Source organism: Sulfurimonas limnophila (assembly GCF_059705345.1).
On sequence record NZ_AP046127.1, the window covers coordinates 1,458,314 to 1,479,277 of the forward strand.

At 34.4% G+C, this 20,964-nt stretch carries 25 protein-coding genes; 10 read left to right on the plus strand and 15 right to left on the minus strand.

The annotated features are described in order from the left end of the window. Window position 1: 1 nt before the first annotated feature. From AC6H33_RS07335 to AC6H33_RS07370, 8 genes are read right to left on the minus strand one after another with little or no spacing between them, the layout of a single operon-like run. Window positions 2-949: a hypothetical protein gene (locus AC6H33_RS07335; RefSeq protein ID WP_497604237.1), complete on the minus strand. Its 948-nt coding sequence runs from the start codon at window positions 947-949 to the stop codon at window positions 2-4. Continuing rightward, window positions 949-1,617 (minus strand): ABC transporter ATP-binding protein, encoded by a 669-nt coding sequence (locus AC6H33_RS07340; RefSeq protein ID WP_497604238.1) that lies wholly within the window; start codon window positions 1,615-1,617, stop codon window positions 949-951. The genes AC6H33_RS07335 and AC6H33_RS07340 overlap by 1 nt, the downstream gene beginning before the upstream one ends. After that, entirely contained in the window at window positions 1,617-2,792 is a 1,176-nt protein-coding gene (locus AC6H33_RS07345) for an ABC transporter permease (RefSeq protein WP_497604239.1), read from the minus strand. Before AC6H33_RS07345 ends, AC6H33_RS07340 begins: the two co-directional genes overlap by 1 nt. Next, entirely contained in the window at window positions 2,782-3,069 is a 288-nt protein-coding gene (locus AC6H33_RS07350; protein ID WP_497604240.1) for a hypothetical protein, read from the minus strand. Before AC6H33_RS07350 ends, AC6H33_RS07345 begins: the two co-directional genes overlap by 11 nt. Further along, complete coding sequence (locus AC6H33_RS07355) at window positions 3,062-4,156, minus strand: nitrous oxide reductase accessory protein NosL (RefSeq protein ID WP_497604241.1); 1,095 nt, start codon at window positions 4,154-4,156, stop codon at window positions 3,062-3,064. The genes AC6H33_RS07350 and AC6H33_RS07355 overlap by 8 nt, the downstream gene beginning before the upstream one ends. Window positions 4,157-4,187: 31 nt before the next feature. After that, entirely contained in the window at window positions 4,188-4,667 is a 480-nt protein-coding gene (locus AC6H33_RS07360) for a DUF4149 domain-containing protein (protein ID WP_497604242.1), read from the minus strand. 3 nt (window positions 4,668-4,670) lie between these two features. Further along, entirely contained in the window at window positions 4,671-5,501 is an 831-nt protein-coding gene (gene prmC / locus AC6H33_RS07365) for a peptide chain release factor N(5)-glutamine methyltransferase (RefSeq protein WP_497604243.1), read from the minus strand. Then, window positions 5,483-6,778 carry a M48 family metallopeptidase gene (locus AC6H33_RS07370; protein ID WP_497604244.1) on the minus strand — a complete coding sequence of 432 codons (1,296 nt, stop codon included), beginning with the start codon at window positions 6,776-6,778 and terminating at the stop codon, window positions 5,483-5,485. Before AC6H33_RS07370 ends, prmC begins: the two co-directional genes overlap by 19 nt. Window positions 6,779-6,840: 62 nt before the next feature. On the opposite strand from AC6H33_RS07370, the gene AC6H33_RS07375 reads away from it, so the two are divergent. The 8 genes from AC6H33_RS07375 to AC6H33_RS07410 all read left to right on the plus strand — a co-directional run bounded on the left by AC6H33_RS07375 (window position 6,841) and on the right by AC6H33_RS07410 (window position 12,447). After that, window positions 6,841-7,602 (plus strand): patatin-like phospholipase family protein, encoded by a 762-nt coding sequence (locus tag AC6H33_RS07375; RefSeq protein WP_497604245.1) that lies wholly within the window; start codon window positions 6,841-6,843, stop codon window positions 7,600-7,602. Window positions 7,603-7,653: 51 nt separating this feature from the next. Continuing rightward, window positions 7,654-7,974 (plus strand): EF-hand domain-containing protein, encoded by a 321-nt coding sequence (locus AC6H33_RS07380; protein ID WP_497604246.1) that lies wholly within the window; start codon window positions 7,654-7,656, stop codon window positions 7,972-7,974. Window positions 7,975-8,155: 181 nt separating this feature from the next. After that, window positions 8,156-8,557: a DUF1924 domain-containing protein gene (locus AC6H33_RS07385; protein WP_497604247.1), complete on the plus strand. Its 402-nt coding sequence runs from the start codon at window positions 8,156-8,158 to the stop codon at window positions 8,555-8,557. Between the two features lie 9 nt (window positions 8,558-8,566). Further along, window positions 8,567-9,073 (plus strand): diheme cytochrome c, encoded by a 507-nt coding sequence (locus AC6H33_RS07390; protein WP_497604248.1) that lies wholly within the window; start codon window positions 8,567-8,569, stop codon window positions 9,071-9,073. An 11-nt stretch (window positions 9,074-9,084) separates the two neighbouring features. Then, on the plus strand, window positions 9,085-10,200 hold the full coding sequence (locus AC6H33_RS07395) for a cytochrome b/b6 domain-containing protein (protein ID WP_497604249.1): 1,116 nt from the start codon (window positions 9,085-9,087) through the stop codon (window positions 10,198-10,200). Further along, the gene (locus AC6H33_RS07400; RefSeq protein ID WP_497604250.1) at window positions 10,166-10,576 is read left to right on the plus strand and encodes a Spy/CpxP family protein refolding chaperone; all 411 of its coding nucleotides are present in this window, start codon (window positions 10,166-10,168) and stop codon (window positions 10,574-10,576) included. Before AC6H33_RS07395 ends, AC6H33_RS07400 begins: the two co-directional genes overlap by 35 nt. Next, window positions 10,569-11,234 carry a response regulator transcription factor gene (locus AC6H33_RS07405; protein ID WP_497604251.1) on the plus strand — a complete coding sequence of 222 codons (666 nt, stop codon included), beginning with the start codon at window positions 10,569-10,571 and terminating at the stop codon, window positions 11,232-11,234. Before AC6H33_RS07400 ends, AC6H33_RS07405 begins: the two co-directional genes overlap by 8 nt. Window position 11,235: 1 nt before the next feature. Then, the gene (locus AC6H33_RS07410; protein ID WP_497604252.1) at window positions 11,236-12,447 is read left to right on the plus strand and encodes an ArsS family sensor histidine kinase; all 1,212 of its coding nucleotides are present in this window, start codon (window positions 11,236-11,238) and stop codon (window positions 12,445-12,447) included. Window positions 12,448-12,479: 32 nt separating this feature from the next. On the opposite strand, the gene gdhA is transcribed toward AC6H33_RS07410, so the two are convergent. Both gdhA and AC6H33_RS07420 read right to left on the minus strand, forming a co-directional pair. Further along, window positions 12,480-13,832, minus strand: coding sequence for an NADP-specific glutamate dehydrogenase (gene gdhA / locus AC6H33_RS07415; protein ID WP_497604253.1), 1,353 nt, complete (start codon window positions 13,830-13,832; stop codon window positions 12,480-12,482). A gap of 117 nt (window positions 13,833-13,949) precedes the next feature. Next, window positions 13,950-14,240 carry a Dabb family protein gene (locus AC6H33_RS07420; RefSeq protein ID WP_497604254.1) on the minus strand — a complete coding sequence of 97 codons (291 nt, stop codon included), beginning with the start codon at window positions 14,238-14,240 and terminating at the stop codon, window positions 13,950-13,952. 54 nt (window positions 14,241-14,294) lie between these two features. On the opposite strand from AC6H33_RS07420, the gene AC6H33_RS07425 reads away from it, so the two are divergent. Continuing rightward, window positions 14,295-14,492 (plus strand): hypothetical protein, encoded by a 198-nt coding sequence (locus AC6H33_RS07425; RefSeq protein WP_497604255.1) that lies wholly within the window; start codon window positions 14,295-14,297, stop codon window positions 14,490-14,492. A gap of 4 nt (window positions 14,493-14,496) precedes the next feature. On the opposite strand, the gene AC6H33_RS07430 is transcribed toward AC6H33_RS07425, so the two are convergent. Further along, on the minus strand, window positions 14,497-15,846 hold the full coding sequence (locus AC6H33_RS07430) for an SLC13 family permease (RefSeq protein WP_497604256.1): 1,350 nt from the start codon (window positions 15,844-15,846) through the stop codon (window positions 14,497-14,499). A gap of 136 nt (window positions 15,847-15,982) precedes the next feature. Between AC6H33_RS07430 and AC6H33_RS07435 the strand changes: the two genes are divergently transcribed. Next, window positions 15,983-16,354: a cytochrome c family protein gene (locus tag AC6H33_RS07435; protein ID WP_497604257.1), complete on the plus strand. Its 372-nt coding sequence runs from the start codon at window positions 15,983-15,985 to the stop codon at window positions 16,352-16,354. 5 nt (window positions 16,355-16,359) lie between these two features. Here AC6H33_RS07435 and AC6H33_RS07440 read toward each other — a convergent pair whose 3' ends face one another. Genes AC6H33_RS07440 through gatB form a run of 4 tightly spaced genes read right to left on the minus strand, consistent with a single transcriptional unit; the run spans window position 16,360 to window position 20,924 of the window. After that, the gene (locus AC6H33_RS07440; RefSeq protein WP_497604258.1) at window positions 16,360-17,250 is read right to left on the minus strand and encodes an NAD(P)H-dependent glycerol-3-phosphate dehydrogenase; all 891 of its coding nucleotides are present in this window, start codon (window positions 17,248-17,250) and stop codon (window positions 16,360-16,362) included. After that, window positions 17,243-17,941: an NAD-binding protein gene (locus AC6H33_RS07445; protein WP_497604259.1), complete on the minus strand. Its 699-nt coding sequence runs from the start codon at window positions 17,939-17,941 to the stop codon at window positions 17,243-17,245. The genes AC6H33_RS07440 and AC6H33_RS07445 overlap by 8 nt, the downstream gene beginning before the upstream one ends. A gap of 2 nt (window positions 17,942-17,943) precedes the next feature. Beyond that, window positions 17,944-19,494: an ion transporter gene (locus AC6H33_RS07450; RefSeq protein ID WP_497604260.1), complete on the minus strand. Its 1,551-nt coding sequence runs from the start codon at window positions 19,492-19,494 to the stop codon at window positions 17,944-17,946. Window positions 19,495-19,499: 5 nt separating this feature from the next. After that, the gene (gatB, locus tag AC6H33_RS07455; protein WP_497604261.1) at window positions 19,500-20,924 is read right to left on the minus strand and encodes an Asp-tRNA(Asn)/Glu-tRNA(Gln) amidotransferase subunit GatB; all 1,425 of its coding nucleotides are present in this window, start codon (window positions 20,922-20,924) and stop codon (window positions 19,500-19,502) included. Between the last annotated feature and the right edge of the window lie 40 nt (window positions 20,925-20,964).

A 20,964-nucleotide genomic window follows, 5' to 3' on the forward strand; every position in this document is an offset into this window, starting at 1 on the left:
CTTATAAAAAAACACCGTTTTTCAGGTAATAATTTAGTACATATAGTGTCAGTAATATAACATAAAGAGAGTTAAACAGAAGTGATATTTTATAGTTACTCTCACTCTCTTTTACAAAACTAACAACTAAACCGTAAAAGGTACCCATAAATAGAAAAAAGTACAGAAAATAGCCAACATAGTAGTAATCACTCTGTAAAAAACAAAACGGGCAGTGATGAGATGGAAGCTCATATATATATGTACCAAAGAAGAGTATAAGTGAAATAAGTGAAACTGGAATAAATAGCGCATTTATGGCACTAAAGATATATCTCTTTTTAAAAAAGAAAAACAGAACTATAAGAAGATAGTTTGTGTAAAAAACCATAAGCAGAAGTGAGTTGTCTATCTTAAATAGTGTAGAGAGCGCTGATGTTGAAGAGCTTGAATATATGCTCCCACAGCAACTAACCATCTTGTCTATCTCTATATCTTTAAACATAGAAAAATCAAGAGCAAGTTCTAACATCAAAAGAAAAAACAGCCCTACAAAAAGCCCGAACTTGTATCTTGTATATGGCTGATTTTTATCACTTATATCTACGGTGTGAACTCTAAGCCAATATGCAAAAAGATATAAGTTTATAATCTTGAGCACTATTAAGTACATACCGATTTGTGTTGCATCAACTACTCCAGCCGCACACATGGCACCTGTTATAACGTTTGAGATTTTATCAAGAGCAAAGATAAAAAAGATAAAAAGAGGAACTTTTATAGCAAATATATACTTAATTATAGTTGCCGTTAAAAAGCCTTGTTTTTCGAGCTTGTATTGCATAGCAGAGGTAGAATTTGCATCCCATTTTAAAAAAATTCTAAGGCTTAGCACAAACGCCACAACTGCAAAAATAGCAAAAATTATATTTAGGATAAGTATGGTTAAAACTTCTGGTGTAAGAAGCATTAGACAATCTTCCCTTGATATATCTCTATCTCCTCGTCAACTATATCTAATCCAAAAAAGAGCGGGTCGTGAGTAGCTATGATGATAGTTTTACCCTCACTTTTTAACTCTTTGATTATCTCAATAAAAGAGAGGGAGAGTTTCTCATCAAGATTTGCTGTTGGCTCATCTGCTAGGATAATTTTTGGATTGTTTATATTTGCTCTTGCGATTGCTACACGTTGCTGTTCTCCACCTGAGAGACTTTTTACAAGTTGCGTCTCTTTATGCTCTATATTGAACATACGAAGCACTCTTTGGAGTTTTTCTTTTATCTCTTTTTCGCTCAAATTCATGGGAACAAGAGGCAAGATTATATTCTCTTTGACGCTGAGTGTCGGGATAAGATTATATTTTTGAAAAACAAATCCTATCGTGTGACGTCTAAAATCCGATGCAAAGTTATCTGGAAGCTTTGAGACTCTATCGCCATCAACTAAAACTTCTCCGCTTGTTGGCTTACTTAGTGCCGCTATTAGCGAGAGAATCGTACTTTTTCCGCTTCCGCTTGAGCCTCTAAGAACGACTACTTGACCCTCTTTTATCTCAAGGTTTATCTTATCAAGTGCGATAACGCTCTCATTTTCGTTTACTTCATATTTTTTTATTACATTTATCAAACTGACCATTAGCGTATAACCTCATCTGCTTCAAGTGTAGCACTTCTCCACGATGGGATAATGATAGCAGCTATATATATTGGCACACTTAGGAAAAATATAAGTGCCAATGTCTGGATGTCAAAAACAAATGGAAGGTTAAAAGATGTTTTAAGTTGCGAATAACCTATAAAGATATTTTGTAAAAGAGGCGCTTTGAGTATATAGACAAAAGCCAAAGAGAGTGTTATACCAAAGAGGTATGAGAAAATTGAGACTATAAAGCCCTCATAAAACTTCTCTCTTAAAACGTCATCAACTCTCCATCCAACGGCTTTTAGTATCCCTATCTCTCTTTTTTGCTCACTGCTGAGTCCGCTTACTCTGTCATATATAATGATAAAAAAAGTAAAGAGTGAAACGCTAAAGAGCGCTAAGAAAATACCGCTCTTATAATCAAAGATGTTTTGATAACTGATTTTTAAATCATCTTTAGTTATCACTCTTGTATCTGGATATAGGAGTTTTATCTTTGAAGCCACAGTTGCTACTTCATTAAAATTTGCAACACGAACAACTATATCTGTAGCTTTTGTTTGTGAAATATCAAAAATCTCCCTGACACTATCTTTGCTCATAATGATAACATCGTTTGACTCAAGCTCACTCTGGGCTTTAAATGTAGCACTAATATCTACTCTTTTTAGTGTACCATCTGGTTTTATGAAGTTAAAGTACTCTTTATAGTAGCTCTTATCCATAACGCCTTTAACACCCTCGCCTACTATCATGGATGGTTTTGTAAAGTCAAGATTTGAAGCAACCTCTACAAATGATTTTTTGTACTGCTCCTCATACTCATCAATACCTACAAGGCTAAAATTTACCCCAGCATTTTCAAAGTAGTAGTATCCCCAAACCCTAGCTACTGCGCTACTTACACCGCGAATATTTAAAATCTCATCAACTGCACTTACATCGATATCATAATGACGACCAGCTTTAATCTTTTGCACTGTTATCTCAGGAAGTGCTTCTAGCGTCTGTTTTAGTTCATATTTTATGGAGTTTGTTATAAAAAAGAGTGAAGATAGCAAAAAGACAAGTATACTAAAGACTATCGAGATAAAAATAGTTTTATATTTTTGTCTAAGCAGAGAGTTTATCGCATACTCTACTATATAAAAATTTATCTTATTTCGCATCATTTGCCTTATATACGTATGTTGAAGCAAAGTACTCTCTTAGTGAGGCATCATCTCTATATATCGAGAAAAAATCACTCAAACTTCTATGTCTGACATAAGATGCCTCGGTAGAGATTGCCAAATCTGGAAGAAGAAGAGTGCCTACAAACTCCCTTTTTATAGCTAAAGAGCTCTCATCCAAACTTTTTGTTTTGTAGAGATACACAACTTCAAAAGATAAAAGTGAGGCTACAAAAATAAGAGTATATAGTAAAAATATGCTCTTTTTATTCATCTAATTTGTTTATTTCAGAGATTGTTATCTCTTTAAATCCAACTACACGCTCACCTTTATGATCCATACTAAAAGCTTTTGCCTCTTTTTGTGAGCTAAAAGGGATAAGCTCTTTGCCCATAGGACCATAAACATCACTTCCAAGAACATAAAAGGCACTCGATGCATCTATGGCTTTTTGTGAGTAATAATCTGTCACTAGAATCTTTTTGATGCCATCTCTATTTTCAAAATAGTACTTCATCATATCTTTTACACCATCAAATGAGTAGTGTTTGCCTTCATAAAAAATCTGCGCTGCCCATTTTGGATATTTATAGACAAACATACCGCATATTGGGCATTTATCATCTTTTGTTACTTGAATCGTATCTAATCTTTTATCATTTGCTTCAAATCTTTTTACTTCCCAAATATATAAAGATAGCGGTTGAAGCTCGTTTTCACCAAGAGTTCCACAAAGATGATTCTCTTGTAAATCTGCTTTTAGCTCATTTATCTGTACATAGTTGTTTGGGTCTAACTCTTTTTTACAGTTTTTGTCATATATCTTCTTACCCATCGGATAGACTTGCTTCTCTTTTTTGTTTTGCACCATCTCTATATCAGAATCAAGAGACTCTTGAGCCATCTTTAGAGCTTTGTCAAAACCAACTACCTCTCCGCCATGTTCTATATTAAAGTCATCGGCATCATCTTTTGATGCAAAGGCTAGTTTGCTTACTTTGCTCATAGTACCTTTTATATCTGAACCTACTACATAGTGAGCATCTTTTACAAAAATCAACTTTTGAGAGATAGCGTCAACAACTTTTACATCATTTATATCTATCTTATGCTCTTGCATATCAACTGCCAAACATCTAATAGAGCAGTACTGTTTATCTATATGATTTACTTTTGAAGTGTGTGAAGTTTTATAAAAACTCTCCAGTTTCATACCACAAACTGGGCACCACTCTTTTTGTGCACCTTTTTGGATTAGTTCTGGTTTTATTGTTGCAGATTTTGTAAAACCATCTGCACTTAAGTTTTGAGTTGTTAAAAAAAGGAGTGTGAAAGCAGCAAGAAGGAGTTTTCTTAACATGTAAAGCCTCTTTATATATAATTTCTAGAGGCTATTTTATCCTAAGAAGCATTAATCTTCTTATAAATAATATAAGTAGAGCTACTGCTAAAATCTTAAAATCAAGTTCACTTGCCATATGAAGATTTTTAAAAGTGTCGCTTAGTGTCGCTTCTTCACCAAGTCTTTGCATTGAGAGAATTTTTGGAGCATATACTCCGCTAAACATAAGAGCAGAGAAAACAACTGTTACAGAACTTCCAAAAATCAGTGAATCTCTGTGCCCGTTTTTATACATAACTATCTCATATATAGTTACAAAAAAAGCCAAAATATATATCCAATAGCTAAAACGGCTAAATATCTCAGCCATTATTTTCCCCTCGTTATATCTTCCTAGCTCAATGCCAAATAAAATAATATCAGTGTTAAAAACAACTGGAGCAACAAATGCACCCAAGACAATAACAGCTCCAAAAGTCGCAGCCAAAAGCAGAAGATAACCAAAATCTATGTAAATATTTCTTTTCAAGAGTTATAACCTTAGTGTAAAGCCCCTGTCAAAGTCACTGTAATCTTTATAAAAAAGAAGTGACTCATGAGGCTTAGTGTTTAAATAATTTTGTATTTTATCTTTTTGGTCATAACCCATCTCACAGCTAAATGAGTTAATCTTACCCCTTAAGACTCCATCAAGAAGCTCTTTTATAATCTCATCTCCAACACTGCCGCCAAAGAGCGCATTTTGTGGCTCATAAGAGAGGTTTGACTCCAGAGAAGCATCATCTGCTATGTATGGCGGATTTGATACAAGATAGTCTATTTTCTCTTTTATTGGTTCAAGCAGTGAGCCGTGACGCAACTCTATTCTATCCTCAAGGGCAAATTTCTCTATGTTTTTTCTTGCAACGCCAAGAGCGGCTTGTGAAATATCTACTGCTATAAATTTTGCATTTGGAAGAGATTTGGCAAGTATGATAGAGATAATTCCGCTTCCAACGCCAACTTCTACGATTGTCAGAGTTGAGTTTTTATCTTCTATATTTTTTAAAACTTCATCTATCAAAAGCTCAGTCTCAGGGCGTGGGATAAGTGCTCCACTATCTATATAAAACTCTTGACTATAAAAACTAACAGACCCTACTATATACTCAAAAGGCTCATTTTTAGAGCGTCGCTCAACCCAATCAAAGAGTTTTTCTATCTCTTTGACCTCCTTGTCTTGATTCATAAGTAGCCACAGCTCATCAACATTTAGGTGGTGCATCAAAAGAAGTTGCGCCTCACGTGAGGCTCGTGGGATACTCTCTTTTAACTCTTGAGTTATCTTATGAAGAACATCTTTTACTATATGTCTGCTTGACATGCCGACCCTAGCGCATCTGTATCAATATCTCCAAGTGCAACTCCGAGCACTCTTAATCTCTCTAATACGGGAGGATGTGTATAGTGAAAAAAGATATATAGAGGATGCGAGAGTGGAAAACTTTTGTTCTCAGTCACCAGCTTTTTAAGTGCATTTGCAAGTTCTATCTCTCCACCTGCCCCACATAACTCACTCCCTACTCTATCCGCTTCGTACTCATTATGTCTGCTCACAATGCCCATAATAGGCATCATTAAAAAACCTAAAACTGGCATAAAAAGAAGAAGAAGTATCATAATGGAATATGGTGCTTGTGAAATACCAAGCTCCATATATAGCGAAGATGGAAGGTTTCCAAAGATGCCAAACATCCCAAAGAGCATCGCTCCAACAAGTGCAATATTTTTATAAATATCTCCATGTGAGAAGTGTCCAAGCTCATGTCCTAAAACCGCCAAAAGTTCTCTTGTGCTTAGTTTTTCTAAAAGCGTATCAAATAAAACCACACGTTTTGCTTTTCCAAAACCGCCAAAATAGGCATTTAGTCTTGCATCTCTCTTACTTGCATCACTGATAAAAATACCAGAACTTACAAAACCAGTTTTGTTCATCAGCTCTTTTATCTCAGCGTCCAACTCCTCATTTTTAAGCGAAGTAAGTTTGTCAAAAAACATCGCTCTAAAAGTCGGGTAGAGCATATTTATAAGAATCACTACCCCAAATATAAACAGAAAGCTCCAAAACCACCAAAGAGCAAAGTTTGAGATAATCGCATAAATACCCCAGATAACCAGTGAGCCAAAGATAAGAGTCATAACAAATGAGATAAGCGTATCTTTTACCCATTGAGCTTTACTTGATTTGTTGAAACCAAACTTCTCATCAAGTACAAACTTCTCATAGTAACCAAAAGGAAGAGATGTAACAGAACCTATAACCAAAAAGCCCATAACAACGGCTATATTTAAAAAAGCTTCATTTTCAAAGTGAATATTTTGCTCTAAAAACTTAACTCCAAAACCAACCCAAAAGATAAAAAAGAGATAATCTATAAAAGTTGTAGCAATACTCATCTTCTCTTTAGCAACGCTGTAATTACCAGCTTTTAGAAAATCATTATCACTAAGAAGGATAGCTTTTTTTCTCTTTGCCACATTTACATAACCTATCTGCATAACGCTTGTATATATAGTGATAAGAATAAAAAGTGTATAAATTCCCATGATAGTCATCAACATCATAACTGCCTTTAATTTTTTTGCAATTTTATCATTCATGCACATCAAATATCCTTTAACAGAATTTTAGGTACAATCTTTAAAACTTCAAAGAGATATTTATGAGTAAATTTAGAGGCAAAAAAGTATCTATCGCACTTGGTGGCGGCTCTGTTTTAGGCGGTGTACATGTAGGTGTACTAAAGGCTCTAGAGGAGTATGATGTAGAGATAAAATCCATAAGCGGAACAAGTGCTGGAGGAATAGTTGCCTCTCTTTATGCCTTTGGCAAAACCCCAAAAGAGATAGAGCAGATAGTTTTAAATTTTGAGTGGAAAAACCTTGTAACGCTTACATTGAGCAAATTTGGAATTTTATCAAACGAAAAAATAGGTGAAATGATAAAAGAGAATATAGGAGAGACAAACATACAAGACGCAAAGATACCTCTTAGTATGGTAGCAACAGATATAACAGATGGTAAAAAAATCATACTAGATAAAGGAAGCACATCTAATGCAGTTATGGCTACTACCTGTGTTCCAGGGATTTTTATTCCTGTTGATATTGATGGAAAACTACTTGTTGATGGCGGAATTGTAGAAAATATACCTCTGAGTTGTTTAAGAGATAAAAATGTAGATTTTATAATCGGTGTAGATTTAATTTGTGATCACTCACATAAAAAACCTCAAAATATTATCGAGGTCTTGTACAACAGTTTTAATTTTTTAGTAAAAACAAACAAAAACATCCAATCAAAAGATGCAAATCTCCTTATAAAACCAGACCTCTCAAACTACAATGCCATCGATTTAGCCCAAATGAGAGAGTTGATAGATATAGGCTATAAAGAGACAAGAAAAATGATGAAAAATCTATAATTAATCTCTTTAGATGTAGAATATTTCCATGCCAAAATAAGGAGTGTTATTATGAAAAGTTTAGTTGGATATGCAAAGTTATCCCTTGTTGCTACAAGTCTGCTTTTAATGGTTCCTGTTGTTGCTTCTGCTACGCAGAGTATGGGTCGAGATATGCCAATTTTTGAAAGTTTTGATTTAAATAAAAATGGAACTCTAACTGAGAGTGAAATGAAAGAAGCAAGAGCCCTAAGAGCAAAAGAGCGCGAAGAAGCTGGCAAAATGCTAAGAAATAAAAAAAATCACTATGAGTTTTCAGATATTGACTCAAACAAAGATGGTGTAGTTGATAAAGAGGAGTTTAAGACACATCAACAAAAGAGAATAAGATAATAAATCTCGGCATGTTCTGTTTTTTACATGCCGATACTTCCCCTTTATAAAACAGACCATCAATTACTTCCCAATTAAACAAAACACCTCAAGAGTGTCAAGAAACTGTTAAGAGAGCACACATAAATATTTGACACAATCATTTTATACTTCCAACATATAGCAAACAAAAGGAAGAAAAATGAAGCTCATAATTACACTGTTTTTACTTTTTACTATCTCATCTGCCTCAGTTATAAATGAGTATCTAAGCGCTCTTGCAAAACAGGCTAAAGCCAAAAATCCAAAATTCACTGAATTTGATGCAAAAAGAGGAGAGGCGATTTTTACCTCAAAACATATAGGAAAAAAAGGTAAAGAGGTCTCATGTGTCTCTTGTCATGGGAATGATTTAAGTAAGCCTAGTAAAAATTTCTTTACCGCAAAAGAGATAGAACCGCTCTCTCCTAAAACAAATCCGAAGAGATTTAGTGAAGTTAAAACTATCGAGAAGTGGTTAAGAAGAAACTTCAACGATGTTTACAATCGTGAGGGAACAACCGAAGAAAAAGGTGATGTAGTAACTTACATCATTAACAAATAAGGAGTTAAAATGAAGTTATTAATCTTAATCATAGCGCTAAGCAGCGCGGTTCTAGCAGGTAGTTATGGTAAAGGTGATGTTGCACCAGTAACAGATGAACTCTACAAAAAAGAGTGTGGCTCTTGTCATTTTGCATATCAGCCAGGGCTTCTGCCATCAAATGCTTGGAATAAGATGATGCTAAATCTTGGAGATCACTTTGGCTCAGATGCTAGTTTGGCAAAAGAGGATTATGACTCTATTTTGGCATATCTAAACAAAAACAGTGCGGAAAAATTTGCAAACTATAAAAGAAGCGCAAAAATACTCAATAGCCTAAAAGCTAAAGAGGTTCCAGAGTCAATATCAAAAACTCCTTATATGATTAAAAAGCATAGAGAGATAAGAGAAAACTTGATAACCCAAAAAGAGGTAAAAGGCCTATTTAACTGTATTGCATGTCATACGACCGCAGAAAAAGGGATATACAGCGAGAGAGATATTAGAATACCTAACTTCGGCAGATGGGAAGATTAAAAGGAGAGAAGATGTTTAACTCTTATATCTGGTCACTTCCATCAAGAGTCTTTCATTGGCTCTTTGTTGCTCTGATACTACTTGCGTTTTTAACTGATGATGACAAGATACTAAACTACCACGCACTTATTGGTTATGGTGTTTTGATTTTGCTTATCTTTAGATTTTTTTGGGGCTACATTGGTCCAAAGTACTCAAGATTTAAGGATTTTCCACTTGCACTTAGGGACGTCAAAGAGTTTGCCTTAAATATTTTTAGCTCTAAGCAAAAATACATAGGACACAATCCTATCGCCTCTTATGTGATGATAGGAATTTTTGTTGTTGTTTTTCTAACTATAATTACAGGTATTTTAGCTTTTGGAGTACAAGAAGCAAAAGGCTTGTTATCTTCGCTAAATAGTACTTTTTTCAAAAAAATGGAGCTCTTTGAAGAGGTACATGAGTTTTTTAGCAATCTCTTAATTGTTCTTATAGCAGCTCATCTGTTGGGCGTATTTAGCGATAGAGTGCTTCATCCAGCACATAAGACACTAAGTTCTATATTTAATGGGTTGAAGTCTACAAAAGAGGATTTTAGCATTAAGCTAAATATCTTCCAAAAGCTTTTTGCTCTGATATTTCTGGCTCTATTTGTTGCCTTTTTTGTTTTTAACATAAGCACAAAAAACAATCCTCTAGTCGCTTCAAAACATACAACTGTTGATTACAAGATGCAAAACGCTCTTTTTGTAAAAGAGTGTGCATCTTGTCATACACTATATCCGCCTCATATACTCCCCTCTGCTTCATGGGTAACTATGATGGGTGATTTGGAGAATCATTTTGGAGATGATGCTTCGCTTGATGAAGCACAAAACAGAAATATTTTAGATTTTTTAGTGAAAAACAGTGCTGAGACTTCAACTCAAAAAGTGAGCGTAAAGGTTTTAGATTCGATAAAAAATAAAGATATAATAGCAATAACCCAGAGCGATTTTTGGAAAAAAAAGCATAAAGATATTCCAAAAAAAGTTTTTGCACACAGAGATGTAAAGAGCAAAGCAAACTGCAAAGCGTGTCATAGCGATATAGAAAAAGGATTGATTGAAAATGATAAAATTAAAGATATTAGCGCTTTTATGTAGTCTGTTTCTACCGTTTTCTCTTTATGCAGATAGTAATTATAAACACGAACATGAAGAGAAAAAACACCACATTTACAAAAATCTCAACTACCTAAACCTTAGCAAAAATCAATACAAAGAGATGAGAGAGATACTCATAGAGTATAAAAAAGATTATGAAAAATTTAATAAAAAAAGAGAAAAAAGAGAAAAAAAACTCCAAGAGTTGATGAAAGAAGATGAGTTTAGCAAAGAGAAGTATGAGGAGATTGTAAAAGAGATACAAGAAGATGCTCTAAGCTTAGAGGTAAAAACATTAAAAGAGATTCACTCTATTTTATTGCCACAACAAAGAGAGAGTTTCTCATACTATTTGCAGGAGTGGAGAGTTGAGTAGAAAAGTTTTACTTATAGAAGATGATTTGCAAATGCAAACTCTTATAACAGATTATTTAAGGGAGTATGCCTTTGTATGTACTGCATTCTCGCACCCAAAAGACGCCATAAAAGAGCTCGAAAAAGATAACTCTTACTCTATCGTCATACTAGATTTAATGCTCCCTGACATGGATGGTTTTGATGTTTTAAAAAAGATAAAAAGCATAAGCAACATCCCAATTATAATCTCTTCCGCAAGAGGAGATATAGGAAATAAGATACATGGTTTTGATCTTGGAGTGGATGATTATCTTGCAAAACCTTATGAGCCAAGAGAGCTTGTTTTGCGCATTGAGAATATACTAAAAAAGGCGCATGATTCTAAGATAAAAGTCGGAGAGTTTGCGATAGACAAGGCAAACAGAGAGGTTGTTTTAGATGGCTACTCAATTGATTTTACAAAAATAGAGTTTGAAATATTTCTGTTTTTAGTAGAAAATATGAATAAAATATCTTCGCGTGAGCAGATTATAAACGCCACTTCACTCGATGAAAATGCAAAAAACAGAACAGTCGATACACATATAAGCAACATAAGAAGCAAGATTGGCGATGACTCAAAAGAGCCCTTGTTCATTAAGTCTGTATGGGGCATAGGCTATAAGTTTGTGAGCTAACATGTCAATCCTGAAAAAAATATCGATACTTTTTTTAATAAGTTTTATCCTTATGAGCGTTATTGGTTTTTGGATTGATAACATCAACTCAAAAAGAGTAGATGAGCTCATACGAGATAAATATCTAAAAATAGCTAATGAGATATTTCAAAATATCGACAACAGCAAGAGAGTTGAGGAGCTAATCTCTAAATATAACCTCGCGAGAGTTGATAAAGAGGATAAAAGCAAGAGGGAAATTCTCTACTATGAAAAGCACACATTTGGTTTTATCTCTATCAAAAAAGCATCACTTGAAGATGAGTTTCTCATCGAGATAAATTTTCTCGATGAGAACTACAACCTAAAAACACCAAACGAAGATAATATCAACGACAAGTTAATGCTAAATGTCCTTATATTTTTAGATATTTTTGTTCTGTTTCTTATCTTTTTATATCTTCTAAAACTCCTCTCTCCTCTTAAAAAAATCACAAAAGGGATTGAGCATTTCTCTAGTGGAAATTTTGAGAGTAAAATAGATATAACGTCAAACGATGAGATGGGAACACTCTCAAATACCCTAAACTCAATGGCATCCTCTTTAAAAGAGCTCTTAAAAAGCAGAGAAGAGCTTCTTAGAGATATAGGACATGAGCTCAGAACACCCATAGCAAAAGGTAAGTTTGTTATTCAAAAAATAGAAAATACCACGCAAAAAGAGCTTCTTCAAAAGATATTTTTAGACCTTGATCTATTAACAAACGAGCTCCTAGAACTAGAGAAGTTAAACTCTACAAAATTAAATTTATCATTATTTAGCGCAGAGACACTCCTAACTGAAGCACTAAGCAAACTCTATATCAGCGATGAGTCAAGTATAAATATTGAGATAAAAGATGATTTTAAAATAGAAGCGGATTTGCATTATCTCTCAACTGCTCTTAAAAATCTTATAGATAACGCACTAAAGTATGCAACTGCACTTCCCATAACAATTAGCATCTCAACTAAAAAAATATGTGTCATAAATAGAGGAAAAAGACTCTCAAAAGAACTTGAGTACTATTTACAGCCTTTTACGCAAGAGCTATCTCAAAGGGATGGTTTTGGGCTTGGTCTTAGCATCGTAAACAAGATACTTGCAAAACACAACTTTTCACTGGACTACACTTATGAAGAAGAGAAAAATATATTTTGTCTGCACTTAGATGCAAAGGTTGTAGTTAGGTAGCACCATCTCCAAAGAGATGGCACTGAGCAGGACTAAACTAATCCTTGCTCTATCATAGCGTCAGCTACTTTTCTAAATCCTGCGATATTTGCACCTAAAACAAGGTTTGTAGGTTCGCCAAATTCAGCAGCAGTAGTACTAGCGTTTATATAGATATTTTTCATAATTTGAGCAAGTTTTGCATCAACTTCTTCAAAAGTCCAGCTACACATTGAAGCATTTTGTTGCATCTCTAATTGACTTGTTGCAACACCACCTGCATTTGCCGCTTTACCTGGACCATAACAGATTTTAGCATCAACAAATGCGTGAACTGCCTCAAGAGTTGATGGCATATTTGCACCTTCACTTATACAAACACAACCGTTTGCTAGAAGATTTTTTGCATCATTTAGATTTAACTCATTTTGCGTAGCACTTGGAAATGCTGCATAACATGGAACTGTATAAACACCGTTACAATCTTCTGGATACTCTTCAATCGGAGTATATTTTGCATTTGGTCTATGTTTTAAATACTCTGTCAATCTCTCTCTTCTTACCTCTTTTAGGTCTTTTAAAAGTTCTAAGTCGATTCCCTCTTCATCATAAATCATCCCGTTAGAGTCACTACAAGTGATAGGGATAGCCCCTAAATGATAAAGTTTTTCAATTGTATAGATAGATACGTTTCCGCTTCCAGAGACTACACATCTTTTGCCCTCTAGCGTTTCGCCTCTGTCTTCAAGCATATATTTTGCAAAGTAAACAGCACCATATCCAGTAGCCTCAGTACGTGCTAGTGAACCACCCCATTTAAGTGATTTTCCTGTTAATACACCCTCGTATTTGTTTGCAAGTTTTTTATACATACCAAACATATATCCGATTTCACGCCCACCTACTCCGATATCTCCAGCTGGAACATCAGTATTTGCACCGATATGTCTAAATAGCTCACTCATAAACGCTTGGCAAAATCTCATAATTTCGTTGTTAGATTTACCTTTAGGGTTAAAATCACTTCCGCCTTTTCCGCCACCGATTTGAAGCCCTGTAAGAGCATTTTTAAATATTTGCTCAAATCCTAAAAACTTAATAACTCCAGCATTTACACTTGGGTGAAATCTTAAACCGCCTTTATATGGTCCAAGTGCCGAGTTAAACTCTATTCTATACCCCTTATTTACCTGAATAACGCCATTGTCATCAACCCAGTTCACACGAAAGAGAATCTGTCTCTCAGGTTCTACAATTCTTTCTATAATCTTGTGCTCTCTATATTTTGGGTACTTAACCATTAATGGTCTAAGTGATTCAAGAACCTCTTCAGCAGCTTGATAAAACTCTTTTTGAGACGGGCTTGATCTCTTTAAATACTCAAAAACTTCTTTTACATATGGCATATATTTTTCCTTAATCTTAAAATAGAAAAGGATATTACTCTAAAAAAAATTAAAAAAATGTAAATCTGCATAATTTTTAATCAATTTTTACTTGATTATTTTCTTTTTTTTTGATAGCTATAAAATATAGTCAACCACTTTTGACTCAAGTGTTACACTTTTTATAAGCTCAACAACCTTTAAATGCTCTGGATGGATTGCATAAGCCTCTAAATCCTCTTTTGTCTCAAATGTCGAGTAGAGTGACAAATCAAATGCTCTTGGTGAGAGAGTAAAATTTACTCCAACTTCCATTTTCTTAAGCTCAGAAATAAGCTCTACAAGAGCATTTAACCTCTTTGTAACTTCTGCAAGATTTGCACTTTTGTTTTCATCACTAAATTTAAACATAACTATATGAACTATCATAAGAAACCTCTGTTTTTTTTGTGAAATTCTATCTAAAAACGATAAAATAGCCTTATGAAAAGAATCTTTAAAGAGCTATATGGCTCGGGCATACTGTTTTTCTACTTCTTTAAATGGCCATTTTTTATAGCATTTCCATATCTTTACAACAATGGTTTAAACAACAACTATATTTTAAATATTTTATGGTTTTTTACGGCTGGATTGATATTTAAAGATTTTTACATCATGTTTAAAAACAGAGGCTCTTAAGTGGTTATTTCCAAAAAAAATCAGCGATTATTACCACAAAAAAGATACCTATAAGATTTAACGCAAACCCATATCTAAGCATATCTTTTACATTGACAGCGCCACTGCTCATAGCTATGGCATTTGGCGGCGTGGCGATTGGGAGCATAAAGGCGTAACTTGCACAAACAGTTGCTACCATCATAAAAAGCCTAGCGTCCATATTTGTTTGGATTGCAAGAGCGTAGATTATGGGAAGTATCACAGAGATGAGAGCGGTATTTGATGTTATCTCTGTTGTAAATGTTACAAGAACCGCGATAGATAGGATTATAAATAGCAGAGGGTGTTGGCTAAAAGTTATAAGATAAGAAGCGACCTCGTTTGCTAAACCACTTGAACTAAAAGCTGCGGCAATAGAAAATCCTGCTCCAAAGAGAAACATTATCCTAAATGGGACCTTACCTTTGTCATCCATCCAATCAAGTATAGAAAAAGGCGGAGCAAAAAGCAAAAGTCCTCCGCCAAGCAAAACAACACTCTCATTTAACCCAAGCCCACCCCAGTAACTTCCAAGAGGAGCATTTAGTAAAAGAAGAAGGATAATCCCACCAAGCAGTAAAAGTATCTTTTTTTGCTCACTGTTTAACTCTTTTTTCTCCTCTTCAAAAGATATTTTAGCGCCACTTACTCCGATGCTAAGAAGAGAAGCAACAGCTATAAACATGACAAAAACCAAAGGCGTCATCATCCAAATCCACTCCACAAAAGAGAAAGCCTCCATCCCCTTATCTTGCATAAATCCAAGCAAAATTAGATTTGGCGGAGTTCCTATTGGAGTCAAGATACCACCAACACTAGCACCATACGCGACACTCAGAGCAAATCTCATCTTTAGTTTTGCATCATCGCTTAGAAATAGTGCGACAGGAATAAGCAGAAGTGCGGTTGTTGTGTTTGACAAAAGAGAACTGATGAGACCTGAGGAGATAGTCAGAGAAAAAATAATTCCCTTTGGGGTAGCTGGAAATATAGAAAATATTTTATTTGCTATCCATTTGTGCAAATTACTCTTCTCAACAGCTATGGCTATAAAAAAGCCTCCCAAAAATAAAAAAATGATAGGATTTGCATAGTTTTGAGTTGTAAGGTTTGTAGATAATATGCCAAATGATGGAAATAAAACGATAGGAAGCAAAGAGACAACCCCAAGAGGCAAACCCTCGTTTGTCCAAAGAGTAACCAAAAAAGCAATAACCCCTAAAAGAAGGGCTTGAGTAAGTGTAAAAGGCATAAAAGAGAGTAGAAAAACTACAAGTGCGATTATCATTGCAACAGCTATTTTTTTATATGCAACCATATCTATATCTACCATTTTTAAATCTCTTTTTTTTGATATTTGTATATTTTATCTTTTTGCTCTTAAATTAAAAATATATATAAAATCAAACTCTTTTAATAATTCTATGTTATAATACTAATTATTTCATTTTATATAAAAGGGTGTTGTCATGAAAAAAATAGTTAGCTTATCTTTAATTGTTGGTGCATTATGCACTATGTTTGCTTCAGAGACTCCAGAAGAACTAGCAACTAAGAAGTGTGGAGAGTGTCATCTTATGGGTGAAATCACAAAAGAGAAATTAGACAACATGAAAGCACCGCCATACTGGGCTATTGCTAAAAAAGCAAGAGAGCGCTATGAAAATGAAGAGGATAAAATCAAGTATATAATTGACTATGCACTGCATCCAAGTGAAGAGAAGATGCTCTTTCCAGTTGAGACAAAAAAGAAGTTTGGAGTTATGCCTTCACTTGAAGGAAAAGTAACTGTACAAGAGCTAAAAGAAATCTCAACTTATATCTTAGAGAAAAAGTTTTAACTACTCTAATTAGCCAAGAAGTTGCGAAGGCTTACATGCGGGTCTAAACCCTCTAACATATTGTAAACTTCTCTTGCTATTGGAAGGTATAAATCCTTCTCTTTAGCGATTGAATAAAGTGCGTATGTAGTTCCAATTCCCTCTGCTACTTCTCCCAACTCTTCTACTATCTGTTCTTTTGATTTTCCCTCAGCGATACCCAAACCAACACGAAAATTTCTGCTCATTGTAGAAGATGCAGTTAAAAAGAGATCCCCTGCTCCGCTTAGTCCGACAAAACTCTCCTCTTTTGCACCATAAACTTTACCAAATCTCTGCATCTCAACCAGACCTCTTGAAATCAGAGAAGCTGCCGCATTTTTTCCAAGCCCAAGCCCCTCGCAGATACCTGCGGCTATGGCTATAACATTTTTATAAGCTCCCGCAACTTCAGCACCAGCAACATCAGTTGATGTATATGTTTTTATAAATGATGGAAAAAAACAGGCGAATTCTCTGCTTAACTCTTCATTGCTAGAGTTTATGACAAGTGCCGTTGGTAGAGATTTCATAACCTCGGTTGCAAATGATGGGCCTGATAGAAAAGCTATATTTTCTGAAGGAACATACTCTTCATATATCTCATTTAAAAACTTACCACTTGTCGCTTCTATACCTTTTGCTGCGACTAATATTTTTTGATTATTGTAGATAAAATGCTCTTTGAGCCATGAAGAGATTTGCTGTGCTGGTATCGCAATAACCAAATACTCTAATCTTAAAATCTCTTCCAAAGAGACAAAGTTTTTCATATCTCTAGGAGTTCTTGAAGTTATATAAACTTCACACTTCTCACTTAGTGCAAAAGCTAGAGCGCTCCCCCATTTTCCAGCTCCAATTACGCCTACTCTACTCATCTGCGCCTCCTATTAATTTCTCAAATTCTATTATATCTCGCTCAAATCCAACAACAACAAATTGATAGCCATTTTTTATCTGTTGATGTTTTGCTTTTGCAGAGTAGATAAATTCCGTATCGCCATTTTCATCTATCACAGATAAAAGTGTTATATTATAATCTTTGCTCCAATTTATATCTGATGCAAATAACCCATCAAAATATTGGGCATTTTTTACAATAATTTGAGCAATTTTCACATTACTTTTCTCATATAAAATATTGTGTAGAACTTCCGTAATCATCGGCTTTTTAAGCATTTCAACAATAATATTTGCAGTAGTTTGTGTAGTTGGAAGAATCTTTGATGCACCAGCTAAGATAAGCTTATCTGTACTCTCTTTATCTTGAGATAGCGCTACAATTTTTAAATTTTTAAATGTCTCACGAAGAGAGAGCGTTAAAAATATATTTTTTGACATATCCTCAAGTATGCAAAATGCCTCACACTCATCTATGTTTACACTATCTCTTAACTCATCCCAATCTTCACTCAAATCAAAAGCTTCTATCTCATAGCCATTGCTATCTTTAGATACGCTCTGTCCATCAAGATTAAAAATATATATCTTTTTATAGTGAGATTTTATATTTTTTTCTATCTCAAATGTATAATCATTATGCCCAAATATTAAAGCTATCTTATGCATCACTACTTTCCTTTGTGCAGATTATCTGTAAACTCTTTTATAAACTGCATGTTGCCTATAAGAAGAAGATAATCGCCAACTTCTAATGATGTATCATATGTTGGATTAAAATAAAAATTTCTTTTGTTCTTTTTATATATGCCCAATAGTATGATTCTATGTTTATGGCACTCCAAATTTGCTACAGCTTTAAAACTTTCTATAATTCTCTCATTTATAATAATCTCTTGCATATCTATACCGTTATAGTTAGAACGAAGAGCATGAATAGCTTCAAATGCAACAGGCTTTCCAACAAACTCTTTTGCTATCATTCCAACCAACTCTTTTTCATACAAAAGTTCGTTTACACCTGCAAAAAGCAATTTGTTCCTATTTGCTTTAGCTTTTAATATAGAGAGGATAAAAACATCTTTGTTAAAAGAGCGAACTGTCAAAGCTGTATAAACATTTTCAACATCACTATGGCTTAAACACAAAATGGCTTTTACTTGCGTCTCTATATTTATACGAAGTTTTCGATAACTCTCTATGCTTCCAGGGTCGTAATGAAGTGCAAAAAATCCATCTTTTTTGGCTTGTATGGCTTTTTGTTCATCCTCTTCTAAGATTATCACTTCACTGTTTTGTACAAGTTTTTTTGCAACCTCTTTAGAGATATTTTCATACCCACAGATAAGGTAAAACTCTCTTTTTTTTGCAATATCATCGATTAGCTTTGTATCTTTTATCTCATCTAGTTTTTCAGTAAATGCGGTAACTATCAAAGATGTTGTAAATGAAAAAACTGCGATTCCAGCTATGATAACAAAGATGGCGACAACTCTTCCAGCCTCTGTAATTGGGGTTATATCTCCATATCCAACTGTAGAGATTGTAACAACAGACCAATACACCGCTTCAAAGAGCGTATTTATAGGTGATGCTGGATTGTTAGCTTCCATCACATAAATAAGTACTGATGAGACAAAAACGACGATAGAAGCAAAAATAAAGAGTGTTAAAAATTCAAATTTCTTAGCAGCAACTACTGAGGTAAAGACTTGAATACTCTTTGCATATCTAAAAAGCTTAAAAACGCGAAAGAGAATGAAAAGTCTAAGAAGCCTTAACTCATGGAAGAATGGAAGAATTGCAAGTAGGTCAATAATAGCTTTTACAGAGATTATATATCTGATTTTTTGATAAAAAATATCTCTAAGAGCAAGAGAGAGATTAAACTCAGCTCCAAACATAACATCATGTTCACTCTGCTTTATAATCACCTCGGTAATACTGCCACTTATCCAAAATCTAAGTAGATACTCTATCAAAAATATAACTGAGACTACATAATTATTATAAAAAAGAAGTTCATCATTTACATGTGATTTAACCTCTCTTATCAAAATAAAAACACTTGAAAATATAAGTGCAATCATAAAAAAGTCAAAAACTTTTTTATATTTATAGTTACTATTTTCTAAAAGATTGTAAAAGAAATGTTTTGTTTTTGTGTAGTTCTTCGAGGTGTTGATTTTATATGCTGCATCTAAGAGCAGAGACTTAAGCAAAGCTCTTATCCAAGCTTTGCTTTTAGTATATCGTTAACTGTTTGTGGGTTTGCACTACCTTTTGACTCTTTCATAACTTGCCCTACAAAGAAGCCAAAAAGTTTATCTTTTCCACTTTGATACTCCGTTACTTTATCGCCATTTGCAGCTATTACCGCGTCACATATAGCCTCTATCGCACCACTATCACTCACTTGTTTTAGCCCAAGCGTGTCAATTGCACTATCTACATCAACACTGTTTTGCATCAGATAATCAAGTACATCTTTAGCCGCTTTTCCGCTTATCGTGCCATCTTCGATTCTCTTTACTAAAAGAGCTAATTTTTTTGCATCAACTGGAGAGTTTGATATATTTATCTCTCCTTTAAATCTGCCTTGAAGTTCTGTTGTAAGCCAAGTAAGTGCATTTTTAGAGCTAACTCCCTCTTCCATCATACTCTCAAAATAGTGAGCCATCTCTATCGCAGAAGTTAAAACACTTGCACTATACTCATTCATCTCATAATCTTTTACAAAACGCGCCATCTTTTCATCTGGAAGCTCTGGGATTTTAGAGTATTTCTCTAACATCTCATCTGTTATAACTGTTTTTAGCAAATCTGGCTCTGGAAAATAACGATAATCAGCAGCTTCTTCTTTTCCACGCATAGAGCGAGTCTCTTGTCTTACCTGATCAAAAAGGCGAGTCTCTTGAACTATCTCACTCTCATAAGAGCCATCTTCCCAAGCATCACTTTGGCGCTCTACTTCAAGCTCTATTGCTCTTTGGATAAATCTAAAACTGTTTATATTTTTAATCTCTACGCGAGTATATAACTTCTCATCACCTTTTGGACGGATAGAGACGTTTACATCTACGCGAAATGAACCCTCTTGCATATTTGCATCACCGATATCTAGGTAACGGATAATTGAGTGTAATTTTTTAAGATAGAGCGTTACCTCTTCGGCACTTCTCATATCAGGTTCACTAACTATCTCTAAGAGTGGAGTTCCTGCACGGTTTAAATCTACTTTTGAGATAGCTCCGTCATGTATATTTTTTCCAGCATCAGCTTCGATATGAGCACGATTTATACGAATAGTTTTATGCGAACCATCCTCAAAATCGATGCGCAACTTTCCATGTTCTACCACTGGAGTATAAAGCTGTGTAATCTGATAAGCAGATGGAGAATCTGGATAAAAGTAACTTTTTCTATCAAAATATGATGTTTTATTTATGGTTGCCCCAACGGCTGCTCCAAACATTATAGACTTATGAAGAACCTCTTTGTTAAGCACAGGAAGCGCACCTGGAAGAGCTAAACAAGTTGGACATGTATTTATATTTTGTTTATGATTAAAGCTCGTTGGGCATGAGCAAAAAAGTTTAGTTTTTGTGTTTAATTGAACATGGACTTCGAGTCCGATAACTGTTTCAAACATAGATTTCCTTGATAAAAGAGTATTAAGATTGTGTTGGATT